Origin of the sequence: Oceanicaulis alexandrii DSM 11625 (assembly GCF_000420265.1) — a bacterium.
Taxonomy (GTDB): domain Bacteria; phylum Pseudomonadota; class Alphaproteobacteria; order Caulobacterales; family Maricaulaceae; genus Oceanicaulis; species Oceanicaulis alexandrii.
Genome location: NZ_ATUP01000001.1, coordinates 2,578,350 through 2,594,627, shown reverse-complemented (window position 1 = coordinate 2,594,627; position 16,278 = coordinate 2,578,350). Strand labels below are relative to the sequence as shown.

The following is a 16,278-nucleotide window of genomic DNA, read 5'->3' as shown; positions in this document are numbered from 1 at the left end:
GCTGACGGTGACAGGCGCTGACTCCGGAACGTCACTCCGTCTCGAAAAGCCCGCAATCGCCGAACAACTGAAGATGCGGCTGGCAGTCGCACTTGCGAAACGTTCTCAGAAATGGCAGTGAGAGGCTTCCCCGGACCTGAGAGGCGTCTATATGCCTGCTCGCAGCACCAAGGACACGTCATGAAACTCGCCTCAGCCTGCTCAAGCCTTTTCGCCGGACTGATGGGTCTGACGGCTCTGGGCGCCTGCAGCCCGTCGGGATCACCTGACGGCGAAGTGGTGAATGTCTATACGGCGCGGCATTACGCGTCTGACGATCAGGTCTACGCCGCCTTCACTGAGGAGACCGGGATTGCGGTCAATGTCATTGAAGCGCCGGGTGATTTGCTGATCGAGCGCGTACGCGCCGATGGCGACCGCTCCCAGGCGGACGTGGTGATCACGGTGGATGCAGGCCGGCTCTGGCGCGCCGATGAAGCGGGGCTGTTCCAGCCCGCGCCCGAACTTGCTGACACCTTGCAAGCGGTGCCCGCCAATCTGCGCCAGCCCGATGGCGACTGGTTCGGCTTCGCCAGCCGGGTTCGCGTCATCGCCTACGCCAAGGATCGTGTGGACCCATCCCTGATCAATAATTTCAGCGACCTGACGGCGCCGGAATGGGCGGGCCGGATCTGCGTGCGCTCGTCCAACAATGTCTACAATCAGTCGCTTCTGGCGGCCATGGTGGCCCAGCAAGGCGCAGACGCCGCTGAAGCCTGGGCTGAAGGCGTGGTCAGCAATCTGGCGCGCCCGCCCCAGGGCGGCGACACCGACCAGATCCGCGCCGTCGCTGCGCGCGAATGCGATGTGGCCATCATCAACCATTACTATCTTGCGCGGATCATGCGCTCTGAGGATCCGGGCGATCAGGAGATAGCGGACCAGATCGGCGTTGTCTTCGCCGGCCTTGGCGAGGGCGGCGCCCATGTGAACGTGTCCGGCGCCGGTCTGGCCGCCAATGCGCCGCATCGCGAGAACGCGATCGCCTTTCTAGAATATCTGTTGACCGAAGACTCCCAGCGCGCCTTCGCCGAGCTGACCAACGAGTATCCGGTGATCGCAGACGTCACGTATGACAATGACGTGCTGGACGCCTTCGGCGCCTATGCGTCAGATGATGTGAATGTGGACGCGCTCGGCGAGAACGCCGGCGAAGCCCAACGCATCTTCGACCGCGTCGGCTGGCCGTGATCGCAAGCCGCGCCCAGTTCAATCCGGTCCGGCCGGCCCTTGTCGCCGCTCTGATCTGCGCCGCACCGCTTCTGGCGGTTGCGGCGCTTGGCGTTTTTGGCCCCTGGACAGATTACATGGCGCATATCGCGCGCACCCGCCTGCCCGCCTATCTGGGCCATACGGCGCTGGTCACCGGTGTCGCCGCATTCAGCGCGGGCCTGATCGGCGTGCCGCTGGCCTGGCTGGTGGCGCGGTACCGGTTCTTTGCGCGCTCTGTCTTTGAATGGCTGCTGGCCCTGCCGCTGGCGGCGCCCGCCTATGCGTCGGCCTATGCCTGGTATGACCTGACGCAGCCCGGCGGCCCGGCGGACTGGCTGCCCACTGTGCGCGGTCCCGTTGGCGCCGGGCTGATCTTCGGGTTTGCGCTCTACCCCTATGTCTACCTTCTGGCGCGCGAGGCCTTCGCCGGTCAGTCCGCTGACGCTTATGAAGCCGCCCGCACGCTGGGCGCCAAGCCGCGCGAGGCGTTTGTCCGCGCCGCCATTCCCATGGCCCGCCCCGCCATCGCCGCCGGACTGGCGCTGGTGGTGATGGAAAGCCTCGCCGACTACGGCGCTGTCGTGCATCTGGGAGCGCCCACATTGTCTGTGGGCCTGATCCGCGCCTGGGCCGGGGAAGGCGCCATCGCCGACGCCGCGCGCCTGGCGCTGATCCTGGTGATGATCGCCTTCGTGCTGTTCGCGCTTGAGCGCAGCCAGCGCCAGCGCGCCCGCCAGACCAGCGCCTCGGGCCGACGCCGTCCGCCCCGGCGCATGGATCTCGGTCCAGCGCGGGCCGCACTGGCCATACTGGCCTGCCTGAGCCCGGTCCTCATTGGCCTGATCATTCCGCTGGCGCGTCTGGGCTATCGCGCCTTGCACGCGCCGGTCGCGCGCGACCTGATCCAGGCCGCGACACACTCGCTGACCCTGGCTGTGCTGTCCGGGCTGGCCGCGGCGGTTCTGGGACTGGCCTGCGCCTACGCGCTGCGCAGCCGCAAACCCGCCGCCGTCGCTGCGGCGCGCCTGGCGGGCCTGGGCTACGCCGTTCCCGGATCGGTCGCGGCGCTGGGCGTGCTGGTGCTTCTGGGCGGACTGCAGACCGGCCTCGACGGGGCGTGGACGGCGATGACCGGCGCGCAGTTTCCGATCCTGGTCTCGGGCGGGGTGATCGCGCTGATCTTCGCCTATCAATCGCGCTTCGCCGCCGCCGCCATCGGTCCGTCTGAAAGCGCGTTGCAACGGGTCACGCCGACGCTGGACATGGCCGCACGCACGCTGGGCGCGGGTCCCGGTGAGACCGCCTGGCGCGTGCACCGTCCGCTGGTGATGTCAGGGTCTTTGCTCGCAGCGCTTCTGGTGTTTGTCGAGGTGCTCAAGGAATTGCCCGCCACCATGATCCTGCGTCCGTTCAATTATGACACGCTGGCGGTGATCGCGAACAATTACGCCTCTGACGAACGGCTGGGCGAAGCGGCCCTGCCTGCGCTATTGATCACCTTGATCGCCTTGCCGCCCATGATCTGGATCGCCCGCCGCATCACCCGGCAGGAAGCCGCCCGATGACTGTGAGCCCGCCTGACATGACCGCCGTCAAACTTGATGACCGCCTGCTGGAAGTCTCCGGCGCCCTGGTGCGGTTCGCCCCGGGCCGGCCCGCCGTGGACGGGGTGGAGCTGACCTTGACCTGCGGGCGAGTGACGGCCCTGTTGGGCCCCTCTGGCTCAGGCAAGTCGACCTTGCTGCGCGCCATCGCCGGTCTGGAGCCGCTGGACGCCGGTGAGATCCGGTTTGAAAACCATCTATGGAGCGCCAAAGGCCTTCACAAACCGCCTGAAGACCGGCGCTGCGGCGTGGTGTTTCAGGATTATGCTCTGTTTCCGCATCTCACAGCGCTCGACAATGTCGCGTTCGGCCTGCGTGAGGGCTCCAAGGCCCAGCGTCGCCAGACTGCCCTCACCCGCCTGGAAGCCGTTGAGCTGGGCCATCGCGCCAAGGCCTATCCGCATGAGCTGTCGGGCGGCGAGCAGCAGCGCGTGGCGCTCGCTCGAGCGCTGGCGATCAAACCCGATGTGATGTTGCTGGACGAACCGTTCTCCGGGCTCGACCGCCGCCTGCGCTCTGAACTGCGCGGCGCCACCGCCGATGTCCTGCGCCAGTCGGAAGCCGCGACCCTGATCGTCACTCATGACGCGGAAGAGGCGCTGGAGCTGGCTGATTCCATCGCCTTGATGAATGAGGGCCGGATCATTCAGACCGGCGCGCCGGACACCTTGTACATGAAGCCCAATTCGCTGACCGCCGCGCGACTCTTGGGCGATGTAGGCGTGTTTCAAGCGGATATTCGCGACGGCGCCGCGGACACCCTTCTGGGTCAGTACCCGGCGCAAGAGTTCACAGACGGCGACAAAGCCCTGCTGCTCGTGCGTCCTGAAGGGGTGAAGCTGGGACGCGCCGATGCGCAGGGCGCCTTGGCGATGATCACCCAGCGGCGGGTCAGTTCAGGCTATGCGCGCCTGATCTGCCGACTTGAGACCGGTCAGATACTGGAAGCGCGCGCCAGCCTGAAAGAAAACCACCGGGTCGGCGACGCCGTTCGGCTCAGCGTCGAGCCCGCCTTCGCCCATCTGGTCAAAACCGAGCCCGATCAAGGCTGAGCGTCTGATCCAGGCTGATGGCGTCAAGAAACGCCTGGTCATGGCTGACCGCCAGAAGCGCGCCGTCAAACGCCACAAGCGCCTCTTCGAGCGCCTCTACAGCCTCGATATCGAGATGATTGGTAGGCTCATCCAGCAAGATCAGTTCTGGCGGTTCGCCGCCCAGAACGCCCGCCAGCCCGGCGCGCAGTCGTTCCCCGCCGCTTAAAACGCCCACACGCTTCTCGGCTTGCGCGTTCCGCAGATCAAATTGCGCCAAAGCGGCATAGGCGGCGTTTATGGAGAGGTTCGGATCACGGACGCGCAGCGCCTCGACCACGGTCAAATCCGGATCGAGATCACTCACCGTCTGGTCCAGCCGCCCGATGCGGCCCACCGTCCGCCGGATCTCGCCAGAGCGCGGCGTCAACAGCCCTTGGGCCAGTTTCAACACGGTGGTCTTGCCGGCGCCATTGGGACCAGCCAACGCCAGACGCATCCCCCCTGTGATCGCAAAGCTCAAGCGATCAATCAGCGCCGTCTCGCCATAGCTGAAACTGACGGCGTCAAACGCCAGAACCGTGCGGCCTGACGGACTATCCGCGCCCTGAGCCCTGATATTGAGCCTGGGTCCGCGATGACGCTGGTCGCTCGCCGCCTCCAGCTTCGCTTCGGCGTCCGAAACCCGTTTGTCCCGCACGCCGGCCAGCCGCGCCGCAGTGCTCTCGCTGCGCGCTTTCATGGCGTCGAGCAAGACCTTGGCGTTGCTGCCATCAGCGCGTTGGCGCTTCCCCGATTGCGCGCGTCGCTCCAGTCGCGACTGAGCCTCTTTCGCAGCGCGTTTGATCTGACGCGCGTCCGCCTCCAGCCGATCATGCTCGGCTTCGGCACGCGCCCGCGCCGCATCTCGCTGGGCGACATACTCTGACCAGCCGCCGCCAAACACTGACCAGCCCGGCCCTTCAAGGGCGATAATCCTGTCCACACGCTCCAGGAGCGCGCGATCATGGCTGACGATCACCAGCCCGCCCGGCCAGTCCGCCATCATCTGGTGCACCGCGTCCCGGCCCTCGGCGTCGAGATTGTTGGTCGGTTCGTCCATCATCAGAATGTCCGGCGCGTCCAGCATCGCCCGGGCCAGAGCCAGTCGCGCTCGCTGCCCGCCAGAAAGCGATGAGAGCGGCGCAGTGAGCGCAAGGCCGCTCAGCCCCATTTGCTCAAGCGACGCCTCTACACGCGCTTCCAGCGTCCAGTCTGCATGATCAAAGTCGGCCTCACCCCCCTCGCCCGCCAGAATGCGGGACAGACGGGCCAGAGCCTCACTGACGCCCAGACCCGACGCCACATCGCCTGTCGCGTCAGGGCCGGATTGCTCCATCCAGCCGATGCGGCCATGTCGGACCACCTGACCGCCCACAGAGGTCAGCGCGCCGGCGAGCGCCTTGAGCAAGGTTGATTTCCCTGCCCCGTTCGGGCCGACCACGCCGGTGACCTCACAGCCGAAACTGAGGGTGAAGTCCTCAAGCAGGACTTGATGGTCAGGGGTGCGAAGGGTAAGCGAGTTTGCAGATAACAAGGCGGACATGACGGACTCCAGACAAGGTTGCGCGAGGGGCGGAACGGGTCTGTAGCTTCATGGGCCTCAAGTCCTTCAATGCAAAAACGGCGGCCTGAGTACAGGCCGCCGTTTCACAATTCAAGTGTCTTTCAAGTCAGAAAGCGCGCTTATTCGGCCGCGAGCGCTTTCTGCTCGGCGGCGTCCGCGAGACGCTGGCGCGCCAGTTCGTCAGCGACAATGTTCGCCGGACGCGCTTCACGCGCCGCGGTGTCCATGATCTCGCCCAGCGTGGCTTTCAGGGTGACCAGCTTGCCTTCAACCCATTTGGCGTCGAAGCGCGCGTCCAGCTCGCCCATCACATTGATGATGCCGCCGGCGTTGATGACGTAATCAGGGGCGTAGAAGATGCCGCGCTTTTGCAGCTCGGCGCCCATGTCGCGGGTCTCCAGCTGGTTGTTGGCGGCGCCCGCGACCACTTTGACCTTCAGGCGGTCAATGGTCTCAGGGTTGATGATCGCGCCCAGAGCGCACGGGGTGAAGATGTCCGCATCCACGTCGTAGATGGCGTTGGGATCTTCAACCACGGTCGCGCCCAGCTCCTTGGCGAGCGCATGCAGCTCGGCGGCGCGAATGTCTGCCAGATGCAGTTCGGCGCCGGCTTCGGCCAGATGACGGCACAGATAGGCGCCCACATGGCCGGTCGCGCCCTGCACGGCGATCTTCACGCCATTGAGGTCTTCAGAGCCCAGACCGCGAGCTGCGGCGGCCTGAATGCCCATGAACACGCCCTTGGCGGTGACCGGCGAAGGATCGCCCGTGCCGTCAGGCAGGCCGACTACATGGCGCGTGGTGCGGCGCGCAGCGACCATGTCGTCCGGCGACACGCCCACATCTTCAGCAGAGATGTACTGGCCATTGAGGCTTTCCAGCGCACGACCAAAGGCTTCAAACAACGCCTGGCGGTCAAAATCGCTTTCAGGGCGCATGATTACGGATTTACCGCCGCCAATGGGCAGGTCCGCCATGATGTTCTTGTAGCTCATGCCCTGGGACAGACGCAGCACGTCGGTCACCGCCTCGGCAGAGGACGGATACGACCACATGCGGCAACCGCCCACGGCCGGGCCGCGTGCGGTGGAGTGCACCGCCAGGATAGCCTTCAGCCCCGTCGCCGGGTCCGTGGCGAACAGAACTTTCTCGTGATTATCAAACGCTTTGTGCTCGAACAGGCTCATGAGCGGGGAGTCCTTCCTGTCGCGATACGAATAAAAATCCGCTGGTGGAGCGGCGCCGCTTCGTTGGCGGTCGCAAACACCCAGGGTCCAGCGTGTGCGACGCCTCGATACTCCCTGTGACAATCGTGTGCAAGTGCCCGTTTTACTTGGGTAAATGTACGGTCAATTTAGACTGTTCAGCATTTTGCGGACGCGAGCTTTTAGCTCGGGCAAAACCTCGTTCTCAAACCAAGGGTTACGTTTCAACCAGCCCGTGTTTCTCCAGCTGGGATGCGGCAGCGCAACATAATCCGGCAAGTGCAGTCGCCACTGCTTTACGGTTTCAGTCAGGGTTTTCGCCGCCGCCTCGCCCAGATGCCAGCGCTGGGCGTGGGCGCCCACCAGCAAGGTCAGCTTCACATGGGGTAACGCCGTGCTCGCCCGATCCTGCCAGAGCGGCGGACACTCACGACGCGGCGGCTTGTCTCCGCCCTTGGCGTCGAGACCGGGAAAGCAGAAGCCCATGGGCGTGATGGCGATGGCGCGCTCGTCATAGAACTCGGCCTCGCTCACCCCCATCCAGTCGCGCAGACGATCCCCGCTGAGGTCGGTGAAGGGCATGCCGCTGGCCTGCACTCGTGTACCGGGCGCCTGGCCGATGATGCGGATGACCGCGCTCGCCTCTCCTCGCACGACGGGGCGTACGGGATGATCAAGATGGGGCTGACAGACCCGGCAGGCGCGGATCTGCGCTTTCAGCTGGTCGAAATCCTCAGCCATCTCTTTCAGGCGCCGGCGCGTCCGGCGCCTTGGCCAGGCGGTAGACGCCCTTGAAGTTTTCAGGGTCGACCGGCTTGCCCTTGCGCAGGATCACCACCTTGCCCTGGCGGGCCAGATGGATCGCCGCATTGCGCACATGGCGCATGCGCTTTTGGAAGTCTTCAGGGAAGACTTCACGGGCCGCCTCGGACGGGCAGATGCTTTTATCCGGCCCTCGCGCCTCGACCAGGGACAGAATCGCGGTTTCGATAACGTCTTCGCTCATTCTTGGCTGGATACTCCAAAACCATGCGTCATGACCACCGCCCATACTGGATGCACGATCTTTGGGAGCAGTATGAAAACTGGTGGGTCCGGCGCTTTCTGAAGCCGCATTTCGAGAGTTTGGGCCAAAACGCCAAGATCGTGCGCCCGTGGAATGTGGAAGTGTTCGGCCCTAATGTGCATGCAGGACAGGCCATCCATGTGGTCAGCCGAAGCGACCAGCCCGTCAGCTTCACCGTCTGGTCGCCCCAGGATGCGCCGGGCGAAATCGTGATCGGCGATTGCTGCTTCTTCGCGGGCGGCGTGCGCATTCTGGCGGCGGAGAAGATCGCCATCGGAGACGGCGCCCTGATCGCCAAGTCCGTCACCATCACGGATAGTGACTGGCACGACATCTATGACCGCATCACCCCGCGCCCGCCCAGCGCCCCGGTGGTCATCGGCAAGAATGTCTGGATCGGCGACGGGGCGTTCGTGGGAAAGGGCGTGACCATTGGCGATAACGCCGTCATCGGCGCGCGCTCTGTGGTCACAAAAGACGTGCCCGCCAACACCGTCGTCGCCGGCGCTCCGGCCAGAACCGTCAAGAGCCTTGACCCTGACGGCCCGTTCAAAACGCGCATGGAGATGTTGGGCGACGCTGACGGCCTCGACCGGTTCATGAAAGCCGCCTACCGCGAGCAGCTTTCGGGCAATTCCACGTTGGGATGGCTCAGAAGCAAGCTGTTTCCAAGGCGCGGGGATTAGGGGGACCGCGTGTTCGCTTGGCCCTTCAATCCTAATCTTGTCATTCACCGGTTTATCCGGTGAATCCATGCCGGAACCTGTGATCAAACCAATCGGCATGGATCGGCCGGGCAAGCCGTCCGATGACAGTCTGAGAGCGTTGAAAATACCCTTCTCTTTCCCGGCGAAGGCCGGGACCCAGTGATCATCAAGCGCCGCGCATCCGGCTCTGGGCCCCGGCCTTCGCCTGGGAAGAGGGAAAAAGAGATTCGCCCAAACAAAAACGGCCCCGGATTTCCGGGGCCGTTTTCGTGTCTGCTCGTGTCAAAAATTAGCTGAACAGGCTCATCGGCAGGGCGCCGATCACAGCGCCGGTCATCAGCGTGGCGAGCGTGCCGGAGATGAGCGCACGCGGGGCGAGCTGGAGGATGTCCTCGCGGCGGCTCGGGGCCACGGCGATCAGGCCGCCCACCAGAATGCCCACCGAAGAGAAGTTCGCAAAACCGCACGCCGCATAGGTCATGATCAGGCGCGAGCGCGGGCTGAGCACGTCGGCGTTCGCAGCCAGCGCATCATAGGCGAAGATCTCGTTCAGGGCCGTCTTGAAGCCCATCACGGTGCCGCCCGCCTGCGCTTCGCTCCACGGCAGTCCGGCGATCCAGACCAGCGGCGAGAAGATGAAGCCCAGAACGCGCTGAACGGTGATCGGCTCACCCATGAAGTCCGGCAGTCCGCCCAGCATGAAGTTGATCAGCGCCACGATGGCGGTGAACACCAAGAGCATGGCGATGATGTTCACAAACAGCTTCACGCCGTCTGAAACGCCCGTGGTCAGCGCATCCATGGTGGAGTGATAGAGCTGGACCGGGATGCGTTCTTTCTCGGCCTGCTCGGCGGTTTCGTCCTGCGGATGCATCAGGCGCGCCAGCACGGCGGCGGCGGGCACCGAGATCAGCGAGGCGGTCAGGATGTGACCGGCGGCGTCATCGAGCACGGCGTTCAGCTGGCTGACATAGATCGCCATCACCGAGCCTGCGACGGTGGAAAAGCCCACCGTCATGATCAGGAACAGGTCGGACCGCGAGATCGCCGGCAGGCGCGGACGGATCAGCACCGGGCTTTCCGTCATGCCGAGGAAAATGTTGGCAGCCGCGCCCAACGAGGCGGCGCCGGACAGGTTGAGGATGCGGCGGAACAGGCTGGCGAAGCCGCGCACGGCGAATTCAAGAATGCGCCAGCGCCACAACACCGCCGAGATCGCGGACAGCACGATCACCATGGGCAGGGCCTGGAAGGCGAAGGTGAAGGTCAGCCCCTCCATCCCTTCGCGGATCATATAGGGGTTCTCACCGCCGCCCAGATACCCGAACACAAAGCTGGTGCCTTGGGTGGTGGCTGCTTGCAGCACCTCCACTACGGTCGTCAGCGAGGACAGGAAAGCGCGCGTCGGCGCAAAGCTGAACAGCAAAATGGCGATGGCGAACTGCACCGCCACACCGCCAATAATCAGCACCACAGGCGGCGTCTTGCGCGGCCCCAACACCCAGGCGATCGCCAGAAACACGAACACGCCGATGAGGCTGCGCAGCTGCAGACCCAGATCTTCAATCATATCTGATGATATCCCCTAATGACGGCTCACGCCGCGCCGGGCGTTTGTCACAGGTTCGCCAAAATACCGTTTTCTTAAAGAAACACTAGTGCGCTTGCAGCAGAAGCCTTAACGCGCCAGTTTGCGCCCCATGACAGACCCAATCTGGAGCCCCTGCAAGCGCGTGTGCGTGGTCGACCCGAACCAGGCGATCTGCGTGGGCTGTTTTCGCACCCTGGAAGAGCTGGGACGCTGGACCCTGATGAGCCAGGCCGAACGGCTCGCCATCAAACCCGAGCTGAAAGCCCGCGAGGCGGCCTATCGCGAAGCGCGCAAGTCCGCGCGCTGATCAGGCCCTGATTCACCCGACAAAGATCGCTTCACGCAGCATGTTCAACGCCATGATCAGAAGGCCGATGGCGAAAATCTGCTTGAGGCGCTTGGCGTTCAGGCGATGAGCGAGATTGGCCCCCACCGGCGCCAGGAACACCGCCGACGCCGCCAGCGTCACAAAGGCGGCCATGTTCACATAGCCCAGGGAAAATGGCGCGCGGCCCGGCTCATCCAGCCCCGCCACCATGAAGCCGATCGCGCCGGGCAGGCCGATCGCGACGCCGAAACCGGCGGCGGTCGCGACCGCGGTATGCATGGATTTGCCGAATATGGTCATCAGGGTGACGCCGAACACGCCGCCGCCGATTCCCATCAGGGATGACAACACGCCGATGACGCCGCCCAGCAGCGCCTTCCAGGGATGACCGGGGAGCTGGTCCGCGAGCTTCCAGTCCGGACGCCCAAAGAAGAATTGCGCAGACAGCAAGAGCGCCACGGCGCCAAACAATCCCGTCAGCGCCCGCCCCGGCGCAAGATCCGCCACGGCGGAGCCGAGCAAGGCGCCAATGACGATGAAGGGCGTCCAGCCCTTGAGCACCGCGAAATCCACCGCCCCTTTCTGGGCGTGGGCGGCGACCGAGCGCAAGGAGGTGGTGACGATCACCATGAGCGAGGTGCCCACCGCCGCATGCATGGCGTGCGCTTCATACCCCAGCGCGGTCAGCACATAATACAGCGCCGGCACCATCACGATGCCCCCGCCAATGCCGAACAGCCCCGCGATCAGGCCGGCGAACGCGCCCACAGCCAGCAAGGTCAGGATGAAGGGAATCAGCGAGGCGTCCATGGGGAGAGCCTTTCAGAAGGACCAGTGACTTGGCCCAACATGGCCCGGTTTCGTGTCGCGCTGCAACACGGCTGAAGACTGGCGTTATTCCGCCGCAGCCGGACGCACTGCGTCGAGCGCGTCTTCCAGCACCTCCCACCCGGCGCCGGGCCGGTTGGCGCGTTCAGACAGCACCTGACGCCATTTGCGCGCGCCGGGACGCCCTGCGAACAGGCCCAGCATGTGCCGGGTGATGGCGTGTAGTTTCACGCCGCGCTCAAGCTGAGCCTCCACATAGGGGCGATAGGCCTCCACCGCGTCAAAGGGCGTGGCGCATGGGTCGGACGCCGCGCCATAGACGCGGGTATCCACTTCGGCCAGCGTCCAGGGGGTGTGATAGGCGGCGCGCCCCAACATGATCCCGTCCGTGCCATGCATCTCGGCCATGCCATGCTCAAGGCTTTCCAGCCCGCCATTGAGCAGCACTTCCAGATCGGGATGCTGGGCCTTCATCCGCCGCACCAGATCATAATCGAGCGGCGGCACATCCCGGTTCTCCTTCGGGCTCAGACCTTTCAGCCAGGCTTTGCGGGCATGGACGATGAATGTGGTCACGCCGCTCTCGCGCACCGTCTCGACAAAGCCGAACAGGGTCTTTTCGGGGTCCTGGTCATCCACGCCCAGCCGGTGCTTGACGGTGACGGGAACCGACACCGCCTCGCGCATGGCGATCAGGCAGTCGCGCACCAGTTCGGGCTCACGCATCAGACAGGCGCCGAACTTGCCCGATTGAACCCGGTCTGACGGGCAGCCCACATTGAGATTGATCTCGAGATAGCCGTAACTTTCAGCGATCCTGGAGGCTCTCGCCAGCAGCTCCGGGTCACTGCCGCCCAGCTGGATGGCGACCGGATGCTCGGAGGCGTCAAACCCGATCAGGCGCGGCACATCGCCATGGATCAGCGCCTGATCCACCGCCATCTCCGTGTAGAGCACCGCCCGGCGCGTGAGGATGCGATGGAAGGCGCGGCAGTGCCGGTCCGTCCAGTCCATCATGGGCGCCACCGTGAACCGGCGGTCGAGAAGAGCTGCGCTGTCTGTCATGGGCGGGGGATGTAAGGCGAGACGGGCAAAATCGCAAATCAGGGCCGCACGCGAGTCAGAAAACCTCAGCTCGCATGAAACTCCCAAGGCATCCAGGCGTTGCTTATGGGCACCCTGACGAAGCGCTCCCTCGCAAGAGCACCCAAGCCGCACCAGACGACGCCTTGCGAAGCGCGCCCTCCCCCGTTTCAAGGATTTCCCATGACCGACGCTTATACGGATCTGAACCGTCAATTCATCGCTGGCGAATGGCGCAAAGGCGGCGCAGGCCAGACCATGGAGAGCACGGACCCGTACACGGGCGATGTGCTGACAAAGATCGACGCCGCCAGCGAAGACGATCTGAACGCCGCTTATGACGCTGCGCGAGAGGCGCAGCAGGACTGGGCCGGGAAAGCGCCTGCCGAACGAACCGCCGTTTTGCGCAAGGCCGTGTCGATCTTTGAAGACCGGCACGAGGAAATCGTCGACTGGCTGATCAAGGAAAGCGGCTCCACCCGCATCAAGGCCGAAGCGGAATGGTCCAACGCCCGCAACATCACCGAAGAGGCGGCGAGTTTCCCCCTGCGTGTGGAAGGCCGCATTCTGGCCTCCAATATTCCCGGCAAGGAAAGCCGCGTCTATCGCAAGCCCCTGGGCGTGGTCGGCGTCATCTCGCCGTGGAATTTCCCGCTGCACCTGGCGCAACGCTCCGTCGCGCCGGCGCTGGCGCTTGGCAACGCCGTGGTTCTGAAACCTGCGTCTGACACGCCGGTCTCCGGCGGGCTCTTGCTGGCCAAAATCTTTGAAGAAGCCGGGCTTCCGAAAGGCCTTTTGAATGTGGTGATCGGCAAGGGCTCTGACATCGGCGACGCGTTTGTCGAGCATTCCATCCCGAAGCTGATTTCCTTCACGGGCTCAACCCCGGTGGGCAAGGGCATCGCGAGCAAGGTCGCCGCCAGCGACGATCTGAAACGCCTGGCGCTGGAGCTTGGCGGCAACAACGCCTTTGTCGTGCTCGATGACGCCGATCTCGACCGCGCCGTGAACTCGGCGGTGGCGGGCAAATTCCTGCACCAGGGCCAGATCTGCATCGCGGTGAACCGCATCATCGTCGACGAGAGCCTGTATGACACCTTCGTCGAGAAGTTCGCTGAGCGGGTTCGGAGCCTGAAATACGGCGATCCGTCAGACCCTGACACCGCGGTCGGCCCGATCATCAATGAAAGCCAGCTGGACGGCCTGAAAGACAAGATCGCCCAGGCGAAAAAGGACGGCGCCCGGCCGCTGGTTGAAGGCGACATCAAGGGCCAGCTCGTGCCGCCGCATGTCTTTGCGGACGTCACCATGGAGATGGAGCTGGCGTATAACGAGATCTTCGGCCCCATCGCCGGCATCCTGAAAGCGCGCGATGAAGCGCATGCGCTCGAACTGGCCAACGCCACCGAATACGGGCTCTCCGGCGCCGTGCACTCTGGCGACACCGAACGCGCCGCAGCGTTTGCCCGCCGCATGGATACGGGCATGACCCATATCAACGACCATTCGGTCAATGATGACGCCAACGCCCCCTTCGGCGGCGAGAAGAACTCCGGGCTCGGCCGCTTCAACGGCGATTGGGCCATCGAGGAGTTCACCACCGATCACTGGATCACGGTGCAACACGCAGAGCGTCCCCTGCCCTTCTAAGGCGGAGCGACCTGCTCGACGACTGCAGACGCAGGGCCAAGCGTTACTTTGTATCGCTTGCGATATAAATGCTTGGCCCTACATCTGTGGCAGACCCAGTGAAGCCAGTCTGAGGAGACATCCGTGAAAACCACCGGATACGCCGCCTATTCCGCCGACAAGCCGCTCGCGCCCTATGATTTCGAACGCCGTGAGCTGCGCGGCAATGATGTCGCCATCGAGATCACTTATTGCGGCGTGTGTCACTCCGACCTTCACACGGCGCGCGGCGATTGGGGCAAGGTGGATTACCCCGTCGTCCCCGGCCATGAAATCGTCGGCAAGGTCATCGCCGTCGGCCCAGATGTCGAGCACTACGCAGTCGGCGACGATGTGGCCGTGGGCTGCATGGTCGACAGCTGCCAGGAGTGCGACCAGTGCGGTCATGGCGAAGAGCAGTTCTGCCGCAATGGCATGACCGCCACCTATGATTCAAAAGACCGTATCACCGGCGAGCCCACCCAGGGCGGCTATTCCAAGCATATCGTGGTGCGTGAAGAGTTCGTGCTGGCCATGCCGGACGGGCTCGACCTGTCACGGGCGGCGCCGCTGCTGTGCGCCGGCATCACCACCTATTCGCCGCTGCGCACCTGGAATGTGGGTCCGGGCAGCCGGGTCGGCGTCGTGGGCATGGGCGGGCTCGGCCATATGGCCATCAAGCTGGCCGTCGCCATGGGCGCGCACGTGACCGTGCTCAGCCGCTCGCCCAGCAAGGAGAAGGACGCGCTGGAGCTGGGCGCAGACACCGTGCTGATCTCCACCGACAAGGCCGCCATGAAAGCCGCCCGCGGCTCTCTGGACCTGATTATCGACACCGTTCCAGTCAAACATGATGTGAACCCCTACGTCCCGCTTCTGGACGTGGACGGCACGTTGACGCTCGTCGGCCAGGTCGGCCCGATGGAGGAATTCGCCACGCCGCCCATGTTGATGGGCCGTCGCCGCATCGCCGCATCCCTGATCGGCGGCATCGCGGAGACACAGGAAATGCTCGATTTCTGCGGCCGCATGAACATCCTGCCCGAGTGCGAGATGATCAAGATGGACGAGATCAACACCGCCTTTGACCGCATGGAGAAGGCTGATGTGCGCTATCGCTTCGTCATCGACATGAGCAGCGTTGACGCGCCCTCCGCCTAGGCGACGCCCCGGCGCCAACGAAAACGCCGCCTTGCATTTCGCAGGGCGGCGTTTTTGCATTCAGATCGGCTTGGACCTGTCAGGTCAGTCCTCGACCAGCCGCCAGTTCATCACTTCCCCGGCGTGGAACGGGACGACCTTGATGTCGCCCGCGTCAATCGTCGTGGGGATTTCGGTGGGCTGGCGCTCCAGCGTGATCGTCCCCTCATTGAGCGGCAGACGGTAGAAGGCCGGGCCAAACTCGCTGGCGAAGCCTTCCAGCTTGTCCAGAGCGCCCTCTTCTTCAAACGTCTGCGCATAGCTTTCAATCGCCACCGGCGCGCTGAAAATGCCGGCGCAGCCGCAGGCGCTTTCCTTGGCGTGGCGCTCATGGGGCGCCGTATCCGTGCCCAGGAAGAATTTCGGATCCCCGGACACCGCAGCCTTTCGAAGGGCGAGCTTGTGCAGGCGGCGTTTGGCCACCGGCAGGCAATACGCGTGGGGACGCATGCCGCCCACCAGCATGTCATTGCGGTCAATACGCAAATGGTGCGCGGTGATGGTCGCGGCGATGTTGTCTCCGCCCGCCTTCACGAAGTCGACGGACTGCTCGGTGGTGATGTGCTCGAGCACCACGCGCAGGCCGGGCATGGCTTTGATCAGCGGCCCCAGAACCGTGTCGAGGAAGACCGCCTCTCGATCGAAAATGTCGATATCGGGGCTCACCACCTCGCCATGGACCAGAAGCGGCATGCCCAGCTTTTCCATCCGCTCGAGCACCGGGCGGATATTGGCGATGTCGCTGACGCCATGAGCGGAATTGGTGGTGGCGTTCTGCGGGTAGAGCTTGGCCGCTGTGAAGACGCCCGCCTTGAAGCCGCGCTCGATCTCGTCCGCTTCAATCGTGTCGGTCAGATACGCCGTCATCAACGGCGTGAAACCGCGCTCGAGCGGAACCGCCGCATTGATCCGGTCGCGATAGGCGCGCGCCTGATCCACCGTCGTCACGGGCGGGGTCAGGTTCGGCATCACGATCGCGCGGGCGAATTGGCGGGCGGTGAAATCGGCGACCAGGTCGAGCATCGCGCCGTCGCGCAAATGCACATGCCAGTCGTCGGGCTTTCGAAGGGTCAGCGTGTTCTGGGTCATGGACCACGGATTTAGGCCGCC

At 64.3% G+C, this 16,278-nt stretch carries 15 protein-coding genes; 7 read left to right on the top strand and 8 right to left on the bottom strand.

Features of this window, described 5'->3' with window-relative positions; all coding sequences use genetic code 11:
* Positions 1-180 precede the first annotated feature (180 nt).
* The 3 genes from G405_RS0112470 to G405_RS0112460 are packed head-to-tail and all read left to right on the top strand — an operon-like array spanning position 181 to position 3,907.
* Positions 181-1,230 (top strand): Fe(3+) ABC transporter substrate-binding protein, encoded by a 1,050-nt coding sequence (locus tag G405_RS0112470; RefSeq protein WP_022701864.1) that lies wholly within the window; start codon positions 181-183, stop codon positions 1,228-1,230.
* Entirely contained in the window at positions 1,227-2,816 is a 1,590-nt protein-coding gene (locus tag G405_RS0112465) for an ABC transporter permease (RefSeq protein ID WP_022701863.1), read from the top strand. The genes G405_RS0112470 and G405_RS0112465 overlap by 4 nt, the downstream gene beginning before the upstream one ends.
* Positions 2,813-3,907 carry an ABC transporter ATP-binding protein gene (locus tag G405_RS0112460; protein WP_022701862.1) on the top strand — a complete coding sequence of 365 codons (1,095 nt, stop codon included), beginning with the start codon at positions 2,813-2,815 and terminating at the stop codon, positions 3,905-3,907. Before G405_RS0112465 ends, G405_RS0112460 begins: the two co-directional genes overlap by 4 nt.
* On the opposite strand, the gene G405_RS0112455 is transcribed toward G405_RS0112460, so the two are convergent.
* The 4 genes from G405_RS0112455 to G405_RS16015 form a co-directional block, all read right to left on the bottom strand.
* Positions 3,882-5,471, bottom strand: a complete 1,590-nt coding sequence (locus tag G405_RS0112455; RefSeq protein WP_022701861.1) for an ABC-F family ATP-binding cassette domain-containing protein — start codon at positions 5,469-5,471, stop codon at positions 3,882-3,884. The two genes, G405_RS0112460 and G405_RS0112455, sit on opposite strands and share 26 nt — an antisense overlap.
* Positions 5,472-5,611: 140 nt before the next feature.
* Complete coding sequence (locus G405_RS0112450) at positions 5,612-6,679, bottom strand: Leu/Phe/Val dehydrogenase (RefSeq protein WP_022701860.1); 1,068 nt, start codon at positions 6,677-6,679, stop codon at positions 5,612-5,614.
* Between the two features lie 162 nt (positions 6,680-6,841).
* On the bottom strand, positions 6,842-7,438 hold the full coding sequence (locus tag G405_RS0112445; RefSeq protein WP_022701859.1) for a uracil-DNA glycosylase family protein: 597 nt from the start codon (positions 7,436-7,438) through the stop codon (positions 6,842-6,844).
* Positions 7,431-7,703 (bottom strand): DUF3253 domain-containing protein, encoded by a 273-nt coding sequence (locus tag G405_RS16015; RefSeq protein ID WP_022701858.1) that lies wholly within the window; start codon positions 7,701-7,703, stop codon positions 7,431-7,433. Before G405_RS16015 ends, G405_RS0112445 begins: the two co-directional genes overlap by 8 nt.
* A gap of 23 nt (positions 7,704-7,726) precedes the next feature.
* On the opposite strand from G405_RS16015, the gene G405_RS0112435 reads away from it, so the two are divergent.
* Positions 7,727-8,449, top strand: a complete 723-nt coding sequence (locus tag G405_RS0112435) for an acyltransferase (protein WP_022701857.1) — start codon at positions 7,727-7,729, stop codon at positions 8,447-8,449.
* Positions 8,450-8,759: 310 nt separating this feature from the next.
* On the opposite strand, the gene G405_RS0112430 is transcribed toward G405_RS0112435, so the two are convergent.
* Positions 8,760-10,040: a NupC/NupG family nucleoside CNT transporter gene (locus G405_RS0112430; protein WP_022701856.1), complete on the bottom strand. Its 1,281-nt coding sequence runs from the start codon at positions 10,038-10,040 to the stop codon at positions 8,760-8,762.
* 130 nt (positions 10,041-10,170) lie between these two features.
* Between G405_RS0112430 and G405_RS0112425 the strand changes: the two genes are divergently transcribed.
* A complete protein-coding gene (locus G405_RS0112425) occupies positions 10,171-10,368 on the top strand; it encodes a DUF1289 domain-containing protein (protein WP_022701855.1) in 198 nt (65 codons plus the stop codon).
* 12 nt (positions 10,369-10,380) lie between these two features.
* On the opposite strand, the gene G405_RS0112420 is transcribed toward G405_RS0112425, so the two are convergent.
* Both G405_RS0112420 and dusA read right to left on the bottom strand, forming a co-directional pair.
* Positions 10,381-11,199, bottom strand: a complete 819-nt coding sequence (locus G405_RS0112420) for a sulfite exporter TauE/SafE family protein (protein ID WP_022701854.1) — start codon at positions 11,197-11,199, stop codon at positions 10,381-10,383.
* A gap of 84 nt (positions 11,200-11,283) precedes the next feature.
* Entirely contained in the window at positions 11,284-12,282 is a 999-nt protein-coding gene (gene dusA / locus G405_RS0112415) for a tRNA dihydrouridine(20/20a) synthase DusA (RefSeq protein ID WP_022701853.1), read from the bottom strand.
* A 201-nt stretch (positions 12,283-12,483) separates the two neighbouring features.
* Here dusA and G405_RS0112410 point away from each other — a divergent pair, with 201 nt between their 5' ends.
* Positions 12,484-13,950 (top strand): aldehyde dehydrogenase family protein, encoded by a 1,467-nt coding sequence (locus tag G405_RS0112410; protein ID WP_022701852.1) that lies wholly within the window; start codon positions 12,484-12,486, stop codon positions 13,948-13,950.
* A 123-nt stretch (positions 13,951-14,073) separates the two neighbouring features.
* Positions 14,074-15,129 carry an NAD(P)-dependent alcohol dehydrogenase gene (locus tag G405_RS0112405; RefSeq protein ID WP_022701851.1) on the top strand — a complete coding sequence of 352 codons (1,056 nt, stop codon included), beginning with the start codon at positions 14,074-14,076 and terminating at the stop codon, positions 15,127-15,129.
* 84 nt (positions 15,130-15,213) lie between these two features.
* On the opposite strand, the gene pyrC is transcribed toward G405_RS0112405, so the two are convergent.
* Entirely contained in the window at positions 15,214-16,257 is a 1,044-nt protein-coding gene (pyrC, locus tag G405_RS0112400; RefSeq protein WP_022701850.1) for a dihydroorotase, read from the bottom strand.
* Positions 16,258-16,278: the final 21 nt, after the last annotated feature.

Excerpts from the sequence above, each read along its gene's own strand:
- G405_RS0112470 (WP_022701864.1), top strand. The coding sequence starts at position 181 with ATGAAACTCGCCTCAGCCTGCTCAAGCCTTTTCGCCGGACTGATGGGT.
- G405_RS0112460 (WP_022701862.1), top strand. The coding sequence starts at position 2,813 with ATGACTGTGAGCCCGCCTGACATGACCGCCGTCAAACTTGATGACCGC.
- G405_RS0112455 (WP_022701861.1), bottom strand. The coding sequence starts at position 5,471 with ATGTCCGCCTTGTTATCTGCAAACTCGCTTACCCTTCGCACCCCTGAC.
- G405_RS0112450 (WP_022701860.1), bottom strand. The coding sequence starts at position 6,679 with ATGAGCCTGTTCGAGCACAAAGCGTTTGATAATCACGAGAAAGTTCTG.
- G405_RS0112445 (WP_022701859.1), bottom strand. The coding sequence starts at position 7,438 with ATGGCTGAGGATTTCGACCAGCTGAAAGCGCAGATCCGCGCCTGCCGG.
- G405_RS16015 (WP_022701858.1), bottom strand. The coding sequence starts at position 7,703 with ATGAGCGAAGACGTTATCGAAACCGCGATTCTGTCCCTGGTCGAGGCG.
- G405_RS0112435 (WP_022701857.1), top strand. The coding sequence starts at position 7,727 with ATGCGTCATGACCACCGCCCATACTGGATGCACGATCTTTGGGAGCAG.
- G405_RS0112430 (WP_022701856.1), bottom strand. The coding sequence starts at position 10,040 with ATGATTGAAGATCTGGGTCTGCAGCTGCGCAGCCTCATCGGCGTGTTC.
- G405_RS0112425 (WP_022701855.1), top strand. The coding sequence starts at position 10,171 with ATGACAGACCCAATCTGGAGCCCCTGCAAGCGCGTGTGCGTGGTCGAC.
- G405_RS0112420 (WP_022701854.1), bottom strand. The coding sequence starts at position 11,199 with ATGGACGCCTCGCTGATTCCCTTCATCCTGACCTTGCTGGCTGTGGGC.
- dusA (WP_022701853.1), bottom strand. The coding sequence starts at position 12,282 with ATGACAGACAGCGCAGCTCTTCTCGACCGCCGGTTCACGGTGGCGCCC.
- G405_RS0112410 (WP_022701852.1), top strand. The coding sequence starts at position 12,484 with ATGACCGACGCTTATACGGATCTGAACCGTCAATTCATCGCTGGCGAA.
- pyrC (WP_022701850.1), bottom strand. The coding sequence starts at position 16,257 with ATGACCCAGAACACGCTGACCCTTCGAAAGCCCGACGACTGGCATGTG.